The sequence below is a fragment of the Henriciella sp. genome (assembly GCF_029936995.1).
GTDB lineage: Bacteria > Pseudomonadota > Alphaproteobacteria > Caulobacterales > Hyphomonadaceae > Henriciella.
In genome coordinates, this window is sequence record NZ_JAPYRE010000001.1 from 233886 (window position 1) to 248679 (window position 14794).

The window sequence follows — 14794 nt, forward strand, 5'->3', positions numbered from 1 at the left end:
GTGAGGATTACTTACCCCCATGGCCTGCCGGAAGGGGGAAAGGCTTGACGCTCCGGCATCTGGAGCGCACATCTTCGCACACGCACAATGAGAACAGCTCCAGGAGATAGAAATGGCTGAAGATCCCGTCGTTATCGTTGGTATGTCGCGCACTCCGATGGGGGGGCTCCTGGGCGATCTCGCAGGAATGTCGGCAAATGAGCTCGGGGCGATTGCGGTCAAGGCCGCTGCCGAGGAAGCCAAACTGAAGCCCGATGAAGTCAACGAGATCATCATGGGCAACTGCCTGCCGGCAGGGCAGGGGCAGGCGCCTGCACGCCAGGCCGGGATCAAGGCCGGGCTCGACCAGGGCACCGAAGCCACGACCATTAACAAGATGTGCGGCTCGGGCCTTCAGGCTGCCGTTATGGGCTGGAATGCTATCCAGTCCGGCAATGCCTCCGTGGTGGTGTCCGGCGGTATGGAATCCATGACAAATGCGCCGCATCTGGTGGACCTGCGGAAAGGGCATAAGTACGGCCATGCCGGCATGAAGGACCACATGGCGCTCGACGGGCTCGAGGATGCCTATGAGAACAAGGCGATGGGCGTTTTCGCCGACATGATCGCGCAGGAATACCAGTTTACCCGCGAGCAGCAGGATGCCTATGCTATCGAGACGCTGAGCCGTGCCCAGAAGGCGACGGAAGATGGCAAGTTCAAGCGCGAGATCACGCCGGTCACGATGAAAACGCGCAAGGGCGATGTCACGGTCGATACAGATGAACTTCCGCGTACAGCCCGTCCGGACAAGATCCCGCAACTCAAGCCGGCCTTCAGCAAGGATGGCACGGTAACTGCCGCCAACGCGTCCGCGATTTCCGACGGTGCGGCCGCTCTGGTGCTGATGAAGCAGTCCGAAGCCGAAAAGCGCGGCCTGAAACCGATCGCGAAGATCATTTCTTCGTCCAGCCATGCCCATGAGCCGAAATACTTCACCACTGCGCCTGTGCCAGCGATGAAGAAAGCGCTGGAAAAGGCTGGCTGGGACAAGGGCGATGTCGATCTCTGGGAGATCAACGAAGCGTTCGCCGTCGTGCCGATGATCGCGATGAAGGAGTTTGGCCTGTCGCATGACATCGTCAACGTACATGGCGGGGCCTGTGCCATGGGTCATCCGATCGGGGCATCCGGCGCGCGCATCCTCGTCACGCTCCTTGGTGCGATGGAAGACCGCGATGTGAAGAAGGGCGTTGCCTCGCTCTGCATTGGTGGCGGTGAGGGCATCGCCATGTGCGTGGAGCGTTTCTAGGCGTTTGTGCTGTGCTGGGTGAAACAGCCGTTCCGGCGCATTTCCGCGAACAGGCAGATTGGTGCCGTACCCTCGGTTCACCCCTGACAGCAGACCTCTGTCTTGCTTTCGCAGACGATTTCGAGGCTGGCGGCATCATCGCCAGCCTTACGTCTGACTGGCCGACAAACCCCCGCAAGGATGCACTCGCGCTGCGCCTGGCTGGGGCGTTGCACTATGCCGTGCTGTCAGGAAAGGCACCGGAGCTTGGGCGTGAATATCCGGCCCAGCGCGCTGACTGGTCGTCTGCGCGCATCTGGCCGCATGCACGCGCCTGGCTGGCCGCCAATGATGGATGGGTGCGCCAGTTCATCCAGAGCCCGCCGCAAACCAATGAGACCCGGCGTTGCATCGCACTCTTGCCAGGCTTTCTCGAACTGGCAGCCTGCCATGACATGCCAATGCACCTTCTGGAGCTTGGCGCGAGTGCGGGCCTCAACCAGAACTGGGACCGGTATGGATACGAGACCCAAAGCTGGTCACGGGCAGGTTCAAGCGATGTGGTTATCCGCACCGACTGGCAGACTGATGTGCCCGGACATCTCGATGCCAGTCCCGCTGTCGCCAGCCGCGCAGCCTGCGATCTGTCGCCTTTCGACCTGTCCGACCCGAAACAGGCGCTGCGCCTGAAATGCTATACATGGGCCGACCAGGCAGAACGTCTTGAGCGTCTCGACGCGGCGATGCGTCTGGCGCAAGAGACTGGCATCAAGGTTGAGAAAGCGGATGCTCTGGAGTGGCTGGGCCAAAAGCTGGAGCAACGCCCCCAGCAAGGGCTGACGGTGATTTATCACTCGGTCTTTCTGATCTATCCACCGCGTGAGGTTATCGGCTCGATCATGTCGATGATCGCGGATGCGGGGGCCAGTGCAACCGAGGCAGCTCCGATTGCCTGGCTCTGTTATGAATCAGAAGCGCTTTTCGGAGGCGACAGGCAGTCACCGAAGATGCTGACGCGGTTGCAGACCTGGCCGGGCGGTGAGGCGCGGATTCTCAATAGTTCCAATGGGCATGTGACACGCGTGGATCCGGGGTGAGCTATTCGACGGGCTGTAAATGTTCTTCAATCCGGTCCATCAGCTCACGCACGGCCTCCCTGGAGGCGTCTGTATATTCAGTTGCATTGACGATGATGACTGCTTCGGCCTCAGGGGCAAGTTCCACGCTGGAAAGCCACATCGTATTCGAGCCGTTATGCCCGTAGACCCGGCCGAGGGATTCATTTTCAGTAACGCCCCAGCCCATGGCATAGCTGGCAGTGTCGTCCGGCCATGTCGAGAGAAGGTGCTCACGCATGGCCGGTGTAATGAAGGCGCTGTCTTCGTTGATGAATTCGAGCAATAGCCGGGCATGGCTTTCCATGCGGGCATGCAGGGTGCCAGCCGGGCCGAGAGCTTGCGGATTGTCCGCTCCCGCGCCAGCACCGGAGGCTGTACGAGAGCCAAAGAGCGACTGTTTGTGGCCTTCAAGGCCGTCCTGTGGGGGACCGAATCCCCAGCCCTCCCGCCATTTGCTTTCCTCGGCTTCAAAGATATAAGCCCGGATTGCCTTCTCCCAGCTGATTTCGAGAAGGCGCTCAATCGCTGCCCCGGCGACGATGTAGTTCAGATTGCTGTACTCGAACGCGCCCGGTTCGCCCTTGGGCGGACTGGTGAGGCGGTCGCGCGTGGTCTCATACCTCTGGTCAGGCAGGGCCGCGCTGTCGCTGCGCCGCGAGATCAGCCAGACCGGCCCGACCTGCCCGAGCCCTGATCGGTGGGCGAACAGGTCCTCGATCGTGGTGTCCTGCCAGGAGGGATCCATATCTTCCGCGAGTTCCGGAAACAGCTCTGCTAGGGTTGCGCCCCATTCAGCCAGACCATCCTCAACCAGGCGGGCATAGAGCAGGGCGGTCAGGGCCTTGGTGTTGGACCCGATATGCCAGGCATTGCTGGCATCAACTGGCGTTTCGCTTCCCTTGGCAGTAACACCCGAGACGGCAACGACCGGCGCCTGCCCGACAGTTGCGACGGCAGCGCCCAGTGCAAACAGGTTGTGGGTTTCCTGAAGAGCGGAAACATTCTCGTCCAGCCAGGTTTCATCAACCGGCTGCGCGGCTGCCTGCAGTGCCAGCGCGGCTGTGAACAGGGACATACCAAGCGATCGGAACATGAAGGCATACTCCTGCCGGGGAGCAGTCTCTAGCTCGCCGGCACGTAATCGCTGACCAGGCCGAGTGGCAGGGCGGTCGTGCGTTTGGCGACATTGATGACAATGCGTGACTGAACATCTGAAACCAGGCCAGAGCCCAGGAGTTTCTCTCTCAAGAAGGCGTCGTAGGAATGCATGTCGGTGGTGGTGATACGGATGACATAATCGACAGCGCCGGTGACGGTCATGCATTCCAGCACTTCCGGCCACTTGCGTACGAGGTCCTCGAACTTGCTGAGGTTTTCCTTGCTGGGAAGGGCCAGTTTGACGCTGGCGACGACTTCGAAGCCCAGGCCGAGTGTTTCACGGTCAAGCAGGGTGACCCGGCCCTGAATAATGCCGGCTTCCTCCATGCGCTTGATGCGGCGCCAGCATGGCGATGAGGACAGGCCGACACGGTCTGCAATGTCAGCGACCGAGAGGGCCGCGTCCTTCTGGATCAGGTCGAGAATTTTGGCGTCGATGGCGTCCAGCGTCTGAGGCAATCTTTGGCTCCATATGGCGCAATAATTAGAACATTTTGCCCCTTCTTATGCCAGAGAGCGCAAGATAGGCAAGCATTTTCACGAAAAAATGCAAAAAATATAGACAAACTGTCTTTAAGGAGTCTGTTCCTTGGAACATCGCGAAGTAACGCTGAACGATAAATACGATCTTGTCGAGGGCCATGCCTACATGACTGGCATCCAGGCGCTCGTGCGCCTGCCACTTGACCAGAAGCGCCTCGATATGGCCGCCGGGCATAATACGGCAGGCTTCATTTCCGGTTATCGCGGTTCGCCGCTGGGCGGCTACGACCAGCAGCTGCGTGCTGCACAGAAGTGGCTGGACAAGCATGATATCGAATTCTGGGAAGGGCTGAACGAGGACCTTGGTGCAACAGCCGTCTGGGGTTCTCAGCAGCTCGGCCTGTTTCCTGGCGCTCAGCGTGATGGCCTGTTCGGTATCTGGTACGGCAAGGCACCGGGCGTTGACCGTACGGGCGATGCCTTCAAGCACGCCAACGCTGCCGGCTCCTCCCGGCTGGGCGGCGTGGTCGCGATCTGTGGCGACGACCATATGTGCAAGTCGTCCACGCTACCGTCGCAATCGGAATATGCGATGGCGGACGCGGAAATCCCGGTCCTGAACCCCGCCTCGATCCAGGATGTGCTCGATTATGGCGTTCATGGCTGGGCGATGAGCCGGTTCTCCGGTTGCTGGTCTGCGCTGATCGCGCTCGCCGATACGATGGATTCCGGGGCTGTCGTCGATGTGACGCTGGACCGTTTCAACCTGATCACGCCGGATTTCGAATTTCCCGAAGATGGCGTTCACATGCGCCGTGGCGACAATCCGCTGGACAAGGAACGCCGCCTGCGCAACATCAAGCTGCCAGCCGCGCAGGCCTGGGTGCGGGCCAACGGGCTCGACCATGTTATCGTGCCATCGCCGAAGCCGCGTGTCGGGATCATCACGACAGGTCAGGCCGCCCGCGACATTTTCGAGGCGCTGGCTGCCATCGGCCTGACACCGGAAGAGGCCGGACGTCTTGGGATCAGTGTCTTCAAGGTTGCGATGCCGTGGCCGCTGGAGCAGAGCGCCATCCGCAATTTCTGCCAGGGGCTGGAACGTGTACTCGTTGTCGAGCACAAGCGCCCGCTTATCGAGGAGCAGCTTCGGGCGGCTCTCTACAGCCTACCGGATGACCAGCGCCCATATATTGAAGGCAAGCGCGACAAGGAAGGTAAACCCCTGCTGAGCCAGGTCGGCTCCATCCCTGTCCCGGAAATGGCCGATGCGCTGATGCACCGCGTGCCGGGGGGCTGGGACACTTCAACGGCAGAACAGTATTTCAAGCGCGTTGGTGCAGCCGGTGAGGCTGCCAGGTCAAATGCTTCACCCACCGTGCGGTCGCCACACTACTGTTCGGGCTGTCCGCATAACACATCCACGGTCGTTCCGGAGGGCTCCCGGGCCCTGGCCGGTATTGGCTGTCACTACATGGCGAACTTCATGCCGGACCGGAACACCGACATGACCAGCCAGATGGGTGGCGAGGGTGTTGCCTGGCTTGGCCAGTACTTCGCGACCGAGGAAGACCACATGTTCGTCAATCTGGGCGACGGCACCTATTCGCACTCCGGCCTGCTGGCCATCCGTGCGGCGGTCACGTCCGGGGCGAACATGACCTACAAGATCCTCTATAATGACGCCGTCGCCATGACGGGCGGGCAGATTGTGGAATCGGGGCAGACGCCGGTGAACATTGCCCAACAGGTCGAAGCTGAAGGCGTGACCAAGATCGTGATCGTGACAGAGGATCCGACACGCTACGCCAATGTGAAAGGGCTGCCGCGCTCGATCCGCATCTATGACCGTGAGGAAATGGATGAGGTGCAGAAGATGCTGCGCGATACGCCCGGTGTCTCCGTTCTCATCTATGACCAGATCTGTGCGACCGAGAAGCGCCGCCGGTCCAAGCGCGGTCTGCGCAAGCCCGATCGCCAGCGTGTGATGATCAACCAGGAAGTCTGTGAGGGCTGCGGCGACTGTTCGGTGAAGTCCAACTGTCTCTCCGTCGAGCCGGTCGAGACCGAGCTCGGCCGCAAGCGCCGGATCAACCAGTCTTCGTGCAATACCGACCTGTCCTGCCTGCGCGGCTTCTGCCCGAGCTTTGTGACCATCACTGATGCGCACTTTGCCGCTGAAGACGAGCCGGGTCTCGATGTTGATGCTTCTGGCCTTCCGCTGCCTGACCTGCCGCCCATTGCCGAGCCGTGGAACGTGCTGTTCACCGGTGTCGGCGGTACGGGTGTCACTACAGTGGCCGCCGTGCTGGCCATGGCCGCACACGTCGATGGCAACGCCTCTTCAAGTCTCGACATGACAGGGCTCGCTCAGAAGGGCGGCCCGGTGCTTTCGCACCTGCGCTTCGCCAAGGAGCCGGAGATGATTTCCACGGGCCGCGTGCCACCGGCGTCTGCCGACGCGATCATTGCCTGTGACCTTGTCGTGGCTGCTGGTGGCGACGCTCTCGGTCTCATGGATGTCGGCCGCACGGTTGCCTCGGCAAACGCGGACGTGACGCCAACGAGCGAATTCATCCGTGATCGGTCGAAGACGTTCGAGAGCCAGATGCTGTCTGCGCGTGTGAAGCGCCAGGCAAAGGATTTCGGCGCACTCGATGCCGAGGCCCTCGCAATCGCCTATCTCAATGATGCGATCTACACCAACATGATCATGGTCGGGTATGCCTGGCAGAAAGGGCACCTCCCGGTCACGCTTCGTGGGCTCTATCGTGCGATCAAGCTCAATGGCGTGAAGATCGAGGAGAACATGAAGGCCTTCGATGTTGGCCGCCTTGCTGCGGCTGAGCCCGAGCGCCTTGAGCAGACCTCCGACCCGCGCGGTGATGTCAAACCACAGACGCTGGATGAAATCATCGAGAACCGTTCAGAGCGCCTGACGGGCTATCAGAACGCTGCCTATGCCGAGCAGTATCGCGATATTGTCGCGAAGGTCCGCGCGGCGGAAGAGAAGGCTGGGCTCGGTGAAGGACTGACGACGGCGGTTGCCAGGTTTGCCTACAAGGTCATGGCCTATAAGGACGAGTATGAGGTGGCCCGTCTCTATACCGATGGCAGCTTCGAGAAGAAGCTCCGCGAGACGTTCCATGGTGGCAAGGTGAAGTATCACATGGCTCCGCCGGTCCTTTCCAAGAAGGACGCCAACGGCCATCTGATGAAGAAGACCTTTGGCCCGTGGATGAAGACCGCTTTCAGCCTGATGAAGCACTTCAAGTTCCTGCGGGGCACTTGGGCCGACCCGTTTGGTCTGACCGCCGAACGCAAGATGGAGCGCCGTATACGGGACGAATATCTCGACAAGGTGCTGAAGCTCGCTGACGGGCTGAATTCCAAGAACCATGAACTGGCTGTCGCTATTGCGTCCATTCCGGACGAGATTCGCGGCTATGGCCATGTGAAGGATGCTTCTGTGGAGGCCGCCGAGGCTCATGAAGAAGAGCTCTGGCAGAACTGGCCGCAGGGCGGCATGCCCGCCAAGAAGCAGACACTGATCGCTGCGGAGTAGTCACTACTCCTCCTCGCAACTGACCCCGCCGGGAAACCGACGGGGTCTTTTTTTTGTCTGTTGCCTGATTTATGCCACGCTATTTCATGAGATTTCCAAGGCCATGAAGCGCGCCAGATTATTCTTTCCAGTTACTTTGCTAGTCCTATGCGCAGCGTGTGACGAGCATTTGCGAGCGCAATACCAGACACGGCAAGCTGCGATTGATGACGGGGCAGTCCGGCGCGGTTGGATACCAGAATGGTTGCCAGACACAGCTTTTGATATTCGTGAAGTACATGATCTGGATACGTCATCCCAGATGCTGAGTTTTAGTATGGTCGAGAAGCTTGGATGGCAGTGTCCTATCAAGTCGCCTGCCGCTGTAATAGAGGCACCTGAACCTAGTGTGACCTTACATGATTTTCCGGGGCGTAACGCTAAAGGCTCTAGTGCTTTTCGCTGTGGTGCATACTACGGTCTGCAAATGAATACAGGTCGAGTTTACCTGTGGCGATAATCTATCGCGCCAGCGCGTCCTCGATCAGCTGGGCCGTTTCATCTACGCCGTAGAGTGCAGCAAAACCGCCAAAGCGTGGGCCCTGGCTCTGGCCGAGCAGGACTTCATAGAGGGCCTTGAACCAGTCGCGCAGGTTCTCGAACTCGTGCGTCTTGCCGATCTCGAAGGTGAGGTTCTGAAGCTCTTCCGCGTTGGCTTCGCCTTGCCAGTTGCGCAGGCGGTTTGTGAAGTCTTCCAATGCCTTGCGTTCTTTCTCATCCGGTGCGCGATAGGTCTTCGTCGGTTTCACGAAGTCCTCATAGTACCGGATCGCGTATCCGGCGAGATCATCCAGGAGCGGATGGCTATCCGGGCTCGCCTCTGGCGCGTAGCGTGAGATGAAGCCCCAGAGCTGCTCCTTCGTTTCGGCATTCGCTGCGCTGACAAGGTTCAGAAGCAGTGCAAAAGAGACCGGCGTGGTGCCTGCCGGCGGATTGCCGAGATGGATATGCCAGACCGGATTCTCGATCTGTCGGGCCGGTTCTTCGTCCGGAAATTTGGACAGGAAAGTCAGATACTCATCGACCGCTTTCGGGATGACGTCGAAATAGAGCTTCTTGGCCGCGCGTGGTTTCTGGAACTGGAACAGCGACAGGCTCTCCTGCGGGGCATAGGCCAGCCAGTCCTCGACCGAGATACCATTGCCCTTGGTCTTGGAAATCTTCTCGCCCTTGTCGTCCAGGAACAGCTCATAGACATATTGCTGTGGCGGGCGGCTTCCAAGGATCTGGCAGATCTTGGAGTAGATCGGCGCATTGTCCTGGTGGTCCTTGCCGAACATCTCGAAATCGACGCCGAGCGCGGCCCAGCGCATGCCGAAGTCCGGCTTCCATTGCAGTTTCACATTGCCGCCCGTGACAGGCAGGGTGACATCGGAGCCGTCCTCATCCTCGAAGGTAATGGTGCCGTCTTCCGGATTGGTCGCCTTCATCGGCACGTAAAGAACCCGGCCCGTGGTTGGTGATATGGGAAGGAAGGGCGAATAGGTTGCCTGGCGTTCAGCGCCCAGTGTCGGCAGCATCACGGCCATGATCTCGTCGAACTTTTCCAGCGCGCGCAGAAGAGCGGCGTCGAACGCTCCGGACTTGTAGAGTTTGGTGGCCGACTTGAACTCGTACTGGAAGCCGAAACTGTCGAGAAAGCCGATCAGGCGCGAATTCATGTGCGCGCCATAACTGTCATGGGTGCCGAACGGGTCTGGGACGGCCGTCAGCGGCTGTTGCAGATAGGGTTCAAGCTCGGCTGGATTTGGCACGGTGGAGGGGACCTTCCGCATCCCGTCCATATCATCGGACACACAGATCAGCCGTGTTTCGTACTTGCCGTCGGTCAGGACTTCGAATGCGTGGCGCACCATGGTCGTGCGGACGACTTCGCCGAACGTGCCAATATGCGGCAGGCCGGAGGGGCCATAGCCGGTCTCGAAGGTGATGGGGCCTTCCTTGGGGGTGCCGGCCTTTTCCAGATTCTCAAGACGTTTGAGCAGGGCGCGTGCCTGTTCAAAGGGCCAGGCCTTTGCACTTTCGGCATGGGTGGATAACGCGCTCATGATCTCTCCGTCACTGGGTATGGGGTCGTGTGGGGAGGTAGAAGGGCCGGAAGACGCGGTCAAGCTGGGGCTGCAACACGCCTGTGCGGAACGGCAGAAAAAAATTCTGTCCGATCAAATGCTTTTATTCCGGTAATAGGCTTTTCTGATAAGCGTGATTGACAATCATTCGCATGTGGCTTAATTGAGAACCATGATCATTTGCATTTGCAGGCGTATTAATGAGGCAGGCGTACAAGCCGCCATTGAGGCCGGGGCCCGCAGCCCTGAAGCCGTGCAAGCGCATCATGGCTGCGAGTTCAATTGTGGCCGCTGCCGTACAGCCATGGGCGAAATGATCTCGGAAACGATGGACGCCATGCCGCCCGAGCCGGGCCTCGTCGCCGCAGAATAGCGCCAAGCGCACCTTACTCTACAAAAAACCTTCAGGAATACAGGCGTCTGGCTGACCCGGGCGCCCCTCTGTATGGTGTGCAATTGCTTCTCACTATCATAAGCATCTGTTTTTACAGGATTTTTTCCTTGAGAATCGTCAATTTCGTGCTATTTTCAGAGCATACCTGTTGAATGACGTAATTAAGGAGGCCGCCATGAAAGGCGATCCCAAGATCATTGAATACCTGAATGCCTGCCTCAAGAACGAGCTGACGGCGATCAACCAGTACTTCCTGCATTCACGCATGCTGATGGACTGGGGCGTGACGGTGCTCGGCAAGCATGAGTACGAAGAATCCATCGAAGAGATGGAGCATGCCGACTGGCTCATCCAGCGCGTCCTGTTTCTTGGCGGGCTGCCAAACCTTCAGGATCTCGGCAAGCTCAAGATTGGCGAGAGTGTCGAGGAAATTCTCAAGGCTGACCTTCAGCTTGAAGAAGAGGCCGTACCGGAGCTGCGCGATGCCATGAAATATGCCGAGAGCGTGCGCGATTATGTCAGCCGCGACCTGTTCGGCAAGATTCTCGCCAGCGAGGAAGAGCATATCGATTATCTGGAAACCCAGTTCGAGCTGATCGAGCGTATCGGTATCCAGAACTATACCCAGCTCCAGTCCAGTCCGAACGAAACAGGGGACCCGGCTTAAACAGGGTCAGGGCCCTTACGCGTAGGCGTAGGGCCCGCCTTTTTTCAGGGCTGCCTGATAGGCTGGCCGCGCATGGATGCGCTCAAGAAAGGCCGTGATGTTGGCATACTTGTCAGCCCCGGCCCGGTCGGCAGCCGCTTCAAGCGGAAAGCTCATGATGATGTCGGCCGCGGAGAATGTGCTGCCAGCGAACCATCCTGTTTGCGCCAGCGAAGAGTCCCAGAAATGGATATGCTCCTTCAGGCGTGGATCGACGAAGCCCTCTTCGGCTTTCGAGGCAATCCCCTTGACCAGCGGGCGCATAAGCGGATTGGCGTTCTGGGGCAGACGCTGGAACACCAGCTTCATGAGAAGCGGGGTCATGGCTGAGCCTTCGGCATAATGCATCCAGTAGGTCCAGGCGCGCGCTTCTGCGCTGCCGGGCGGGGGTTTGAGGTGACCGCCGCCATGTTGCTCTATGACATATTCGATGATCGCACCGGTTTCCGCGACGATGATGCCATCTTCTTCCAGGACAGGAGATTTGCCGAGCGGATGGACTTCACGTAGCGAGTCCGGGGCCAGCATCGTTTCCGGATCCCGGCTGTAATGCACGATCTCGTAAGGGATGGAGAGTTCTTCCAGAAGCCAGAGGATACGCTGAGAACGTGAATGTTCGAGGTGGTGGATCTTGATCAATGGATGTCTCCTTCTGGCCTGTCTGCTAGACCTAGGTCTTCTCACGCGGGTGAAAAGTACTCGCCTTGCGTCAGGAGCCGATTTAGATGCCGGCCCGGTCTGTCAGGCGGTCAAAACCAGCCCAGAATTCCGCCCGGCGGGCATCGGTTTCCATCAGGATCTCGTGGCGTGCGCCTTCGATCGTAATGTGCTCGCAGTCCTTCAGATGGCCTGCGACGCGCGCATGGGCCTTGTTGTCGACAAGCTGTTCCTCGCTGGCGCTTGCCACGAAGACCGGGATATCCAGTTCTCGCAACAGGTCCGGCTTGGTCGTCTTGTCGAGAATATCCAGTGACGCACCGAGCCAGCCCCATGTCACGGGGCCGAGTTCAAGCTCTGGCGCAGCATCGATCAGGTCGCGCTGGAGCTGCCAGCGTGCACGGTCATGCGTGACGATATTTGTATCGAAGGTTTCTGCTGGACCCGGCGGGAGGGCGAAAGAGCTGGCGCGCCCCAGGGCGCGCATCGCCCATATAAGGTAGCGTGCCGCCAGATTGATCGGCAGTCCCCACATTGGAGATGAAAAGGCCGCTGCATCGACTTTTACCAGTTTCTGGGTGAGCGCTGCCAGCGCAATCGCGCCCCCCATGGAATGGGCGAGCGAGATATAGGGGCGGGGTAAATCTCCAGGAAATGCATCAAGCCCGTTACGAAGGGCGCCCATGAAGGTCTCGAAACGGTCGATATGTCCCTTCGACCGATCATCGAGCAGGCGATCGGACAACCCCTGTCCGGGCCAGTCGAGAATAAGTATGGCGAAGCCCTTTGCCTGCAGGTCCCGGGCGGTTTCGAAATATTTTTCGATGAATTCGGTCCGGCCCGGACACACAATCACCGTTCCGCGCGGTCTATCACGCAGGGAGGGTGCCATGCAGGCCCGAAGGCGACGTCCGCTAACGCCCTCAAACCAGGTCAGCTCGGCGCCTTCAGGAGCCGGATTGCCTTGTACATGGACAAAACGGGTCTGGTTTGCCGGATCCGTGTCTGTCACGCGTGGCCTCGCTTCAATAAGAAAAGGCGCCGGCGGCCATGGCCCCAGCGCCCTTTGCATAACACAAAACCGCCCGCCGGGCGGGAAGTATTGGCCTAGCCCAGTTTTTTCATCAGCCCTTGAAGCTGCATGGCGACCGACATGTCGCCCAAAACTTTCAGCTTGCCCTGCATGAAGGCCATGGTCGGGTCCATGTCACCGGAGGCAAGTTTCTTGAAGTCGTCCCAATCAACTTTCACTGTCGCATCAGCATCTGCGTCGGAGTTGTCCGCGGTGCCGTTCGCGCCGTCGATGAAGAGTTTGCCTTCGTCACCGAAGTCAAATTTCACCTTCTTGTTGAAATCGCTGCCAGCTGAAACAGCTTCATTGGCTTTCTGGGTAAGTGTTGCGAGATCCATGGACGCCTCCTCAATTGGAATCTTCGAAGCGATAAAGCAGGCTAGGGCGAGGTATGGCAAGTCCCAAAGCATCTGTTTTCGTTGTATGTCACTGAAATGACACGAAACTTCGCACCCCCATTCTGAACATGCCAGGAAATGACAATCATTATCGCGAAGGGCTGTCTTCATTATGGCGCAGTTACCCGGTGCAGGCCATGTCGTTATGTATATTCGAAGCGGTCATGCCCTCACCAAGGGTTTAAATCGCAGGCTGCTTGGTCTTTCAGGAAATGACTATCTCGTAAGTGGCATTCCGCTACGGCACCCGCTCTGAGAGCGCGGATTGCGCTTGACGGACCCGTCATTGAAATTGGATTGATCAGGACATGAGTTGGGAAAAGTCGATTGAAGAACTGCGCCGCCGGGAACGGATGGCGGAGAAGATGGGCGGCGAAGAGCCGGTCGAACGCCAGCGCGGGCGTGGCAAGCTGACAGTGCGCGAGCGGGTCTCTTTCCTGGTCGACCCCGGCAGTTTCCATGAGATTGGCAAAATTGCCGGCGTTGCCACCTATGATGATGACGAGCAGCTCGAAAGCTTCATGGCGTCGAACTCGGTGGTCGGCCGCGCGCGGCTGGATGGCCGTCCGGCCATGGTGCTGGGCGATGACTTTACCGTGCGTGGTGGGGCTGCGGACGCTTCGATTCGTGGCAAGACGACAATCGCGCTTAAGCAGGCGATCGAATATCGTATGCCACTTGTGCAACTGGTCGACGGGACCGGGGGCGGCGGCTCCATCAAGATGTTCCTCAAGGATCCGCGGACTTACATCCCCGAAACGCCGAGCTGGGAACTGATTGTCGAGGGGATGGGCGAAATTCCCATGGTGTCACTGGCGCTCGGTCCATGTGCAGGCCTCGGAGCCGGCCGTGTTGGTGCCAGCCATTACTCTGTCATGGTGAAAGAGCTCTCGCAGGTTTTCGTCGCAGGTCCGCCGGTCGCGATTGCAGTTGGTGAGGATGTCACCAAAGAAGAGCTTGGCGGCTGGGAAATCCAGGCCAAGAACGGCACTGTGGATGATGTGGTCGATACAGAAGCGGAGGCTTTCAAGGCGGCCAAGCGCTTCCTGTCCTACCTGCCATCGTCAGTCCACGAACTGCCGCCTGTTACGGCGCCGACGGATGACCCCAACCGCAAGGAAGAAGAGCTGATCTCGGTCGTGCCGACCGATGGCAAAACGCCCTACAAGCCGCAGAAGATTATTGATGCGACGGTCGATAGGGACAGCTTCTTCGAGATCGGGTCCCAGTGGGGGCGGGGTATCGTGACCGGGTTTGCGCGGGTGAATGGCCAGCCAGTCGGCATCATGGCGGGCAATCCGTTCTTCATGGATGGCGCCTGGACCGCGGATGTCTGCGACAAGGTCACCCGGCACATGGACCTCTGCTCGACCTTCCACCTCCCGGTAATCCACTTTGTTGATTGCGCGGGGTTCGCCGTCGGCGTGAAGCATGAAACCGCAGGTGTGACACGCAAGGGTGTGCGCGCCATGGCCGCGGTATATCAGGCAACAGTGCCGGTCTGCTCGGTTGTTATCCGCAAGGCGTTTGGCCTTGCAGGCTCTGCGATGATGAATCCCACCAAGGCCAAATGGCGTTATTGCTGGCCATCCGGCAACTGGGGCTCGCTTCCCATGTCTGGCGGGATCGAGGCAGCTTTCAGGAAGGAGCTGGCCGAGACCGATGACAAGGAGGCTCTCCTGAAGGAGCTCTACAAGAAGTTCGAGGCCATGGAAGACCCGTTCCGGACAGCCGAAGCCTTCTTTGCGGAAGAGATCATCGATCCTCGAGAGACACGCCCGCTGCTGGTGGACTTTGTTCACCATGCGCGCCGCCGGATGGAGCCGGGGACAACAAAATTCGGCCCAAGGCCCTGATCCTGCCCA

Annotated in this window: 12 protein-coding genes; 6 read left to right on the forward strand and 6 right to left on the reverse strand. The window is 59.1% G+C overall.

The window, feature by feature from the left end; genetic code table 11:
* Window positions 1–112 precede the first annotated feature (112 nt).
* Window positions 113–1291 carry a thiolase family protein gene (locus tag Q1K31_RS01165; RefSeq protein WP_300375826.1) on the forward strand — a complete coding sequence of 393 codons (1179 nt, stop codon included), beginning with the start codon at window positions 113–115 and terminating at the stop codon, window positions 1289–1291.
* An 11-nt stretch (window positions 1292–1302) separates the two neighbouring features.
* Window positions 1303–2367, forward strand: coding sequence for a DUF2332 domain-containing protein (locus tag Q1K31_RS01170; RefSeq protein ID WP_300375829.1), 1065 nt, complete (start codon window positions 1303–1305; stop codon window positions 2365–2367).
* A 1-nt stretch (window position 2368) separates the two neighbouring features.
* Here Q1K31_RS01170 and Q1K31_RS01175 read toward each other — a convergent pair whose 3' ends face one another.
* A complete protein-coding gene (locus Q1K31_RS01175) occupies window positions 2369–3481 on the reverse strand; it encodes a serine hydrolase (protein ID WP_300375831.1) in 1113 nt (370 codons plus the stop codon).
* Between the two features lie 29 nt (window positions 3482–3510).
* Window positions 3511–4005: an Lrp/AsnC family transcriptional regulator gene (locus Q1K31_RS01180; protein WP_300375833.1), complete on the reverse strand. Its 495-nt coding sequence runs from the start codon at window positions 4003–4005 to the stop codon at window positions 3511–3513.
* Window positions 4006–4135: 130 nt separating this feature from the next.
* Here Q1K31_RS01180 and Q1K31_RS01185 point away from each other — a divergent pair, with 130 nt between their 5' ends.
* Window positions 4136–7594, forward strand: a complete 3459-nt coding sequence (locus tag Q1K31_RS01185) for an indolepyruvate ferredoxin oxidoreductase family protein (RefSeq protein ID WP_300375835.1) — start codon at window positions 4136–4138, stop codon at window positions 7592–7594.
* Between the two features lie 500 nt (window positions 7595–8094).
* On the opposite strand, the gene Q1K31_RS01190 is transcribed toward Q1K31_RS01185, so the two are convergent.
* Window positions 8095–9681, reverse strand: coding sequence for a lysine--tRNA ligase (locus Q1K31_RS01190; protein WP_300375837.1), 1587 nt, complete (start codon window positions 9679–9681; stop codon window positions 8095–8097).
* 193 nt (window positions 9682–9874) lie between these two features.
* Between Q1K31_RS01190 and Q1K31_RS01195 the strand changes: the two genes are divergently transcribed.
* Window positions 9875–10075 carry a bacterioferritin-associated ferredoxin gene (locus Q1K31_RS01195; protein ID WP_300375839.1) on the forward strand — a complete coding sequence of 67 codons (201 nt, stop codon included), beginning with the start codon at window positions 9875–9877 and terminating at the stop codon, window positions 10073–10075.
* 196 nt (window positions 10076–10271) lie between these two features.
* Window positions 10272–10763: a bacterioferritin gene (gene bfr / locus Q1K31_RS01200; RefSeq protein ID WP_300375841.1), complete on the forward strand. Its 492-nt coding sequence runs from the start codon at window positions 10272–10274 to the stop codon at window positions 10761–10763.
* Window positions 10764–10778: 15 nt separating this feature from the next.
* Here the strand turns inward: bfr and Q1K31_RS01205 are convergent, their stop codons facing one another.
* The 3 genes from Q1K31_RS01205 to Q1K31_RS01215 form a co-directional block, all read right to left on the reverse strand.
* Entirely contained in the window at window positions 10779–11441 is a 663-nt protein-coding gene (locus tag Q1K31_RS01205) for a glutathione S-transferase (protein WP_300375843.1), read from the reverse strand.
* Window positions 11442–11523: 82 nt separating this feature from the next.
* Window positions 11524–12471: an alpha/beta fold hydrolase gene (locus Q1K31_RS01210; protein WP_300375845.1), complete on the reverse strand. Its 948-nt coding sequence runs from the start codon at window positions 12469–12471 to the stop codon at window positions 11524–11526.
* Between the two features lie 95 nt (window positions 12472–12566).
* Complete coding sequence (locus Q1K31_RS01215) at window positions 12567–12869, reverse strand: SCP2 sterol-binding domain-containing protein (protein WP_300375847.1); 303 nt, start codon at window positions 12867–12869, stop codon at window positions 12567–12569.
* 368 nt (window positions 12870–13237) lie between these two features.
* Between Q1K31_RS01215 and Q1K31_RS01220 the strand changes: the two genes are divergently transcribed.
* The gene (locus Q1K31_RS01220; RefSeq protein WP_300375849.1) at window positions 13238–14785 is read left to right on the forward strand and encodes an acyl-CoA carboxylase subunit beta; all 1548 of its coding nucleotides are present in this window, start codon (window positions 13238–13240) and stop codon (window positions 14783–14785) included.
* Window positions 14786–14794: the final 9 nt, after the last annotated feature.

Excerpts from the sequence above, each read along its gene's own strand:
- Q1K31_RS01165 (WP_300375826.1), top strand. The coding sequence starts at position 113 with ATGGCTGAAGATCCCGTCGTTATCGTTGGTATGTCGCGCACTCCGATG.
- Q1K31_RS01175 (WP_300375831.1), bottom strand. The coding sequence starts at position 3,481 with ATGTTCCGATCGCTTGGTATGTCCCTGTTCACAGCCGCGCTGGCACTG.
- Q1K31_RS01190 (WP_300375837.1), bottom strand. The coding sequence starts at position 9,681 with ATGAGCGCGTTATCCACCCATGCCGAAAGTGCAAAGGCCTGGCCCTTT.
- Q1K31_RS01195 (WP_300375839.1), top strand. The coding sequence starts at position 9,875 with ATGATCATTTGCATTTGCAGGCGTATTAATGAGGCAGGCGTACAAGCC.
- bfr (WP_300375841.1), top strand. The coding sequence starts at position 10,272 with ATGAAAGGCGATCCCAAGATCATTGAATACCTGAATGCCTGCCTCAAG.
- Q1K31_RS01215 (WP_300375847.1), bottom strand. The coding sequence starts at position 12,869 with ATGGATCTCGCAACACTTACCCAGAAAGCCAATGAAGCTGTTTCAGCT.
- Q1K31_RS01220 (WP_300375849.1), top strand. The coding sequence starts at position 13,238 with ATGAGTTGGGAAAAGTCGATTGAAGAACTGCGCCGCCGGGAACGGATG.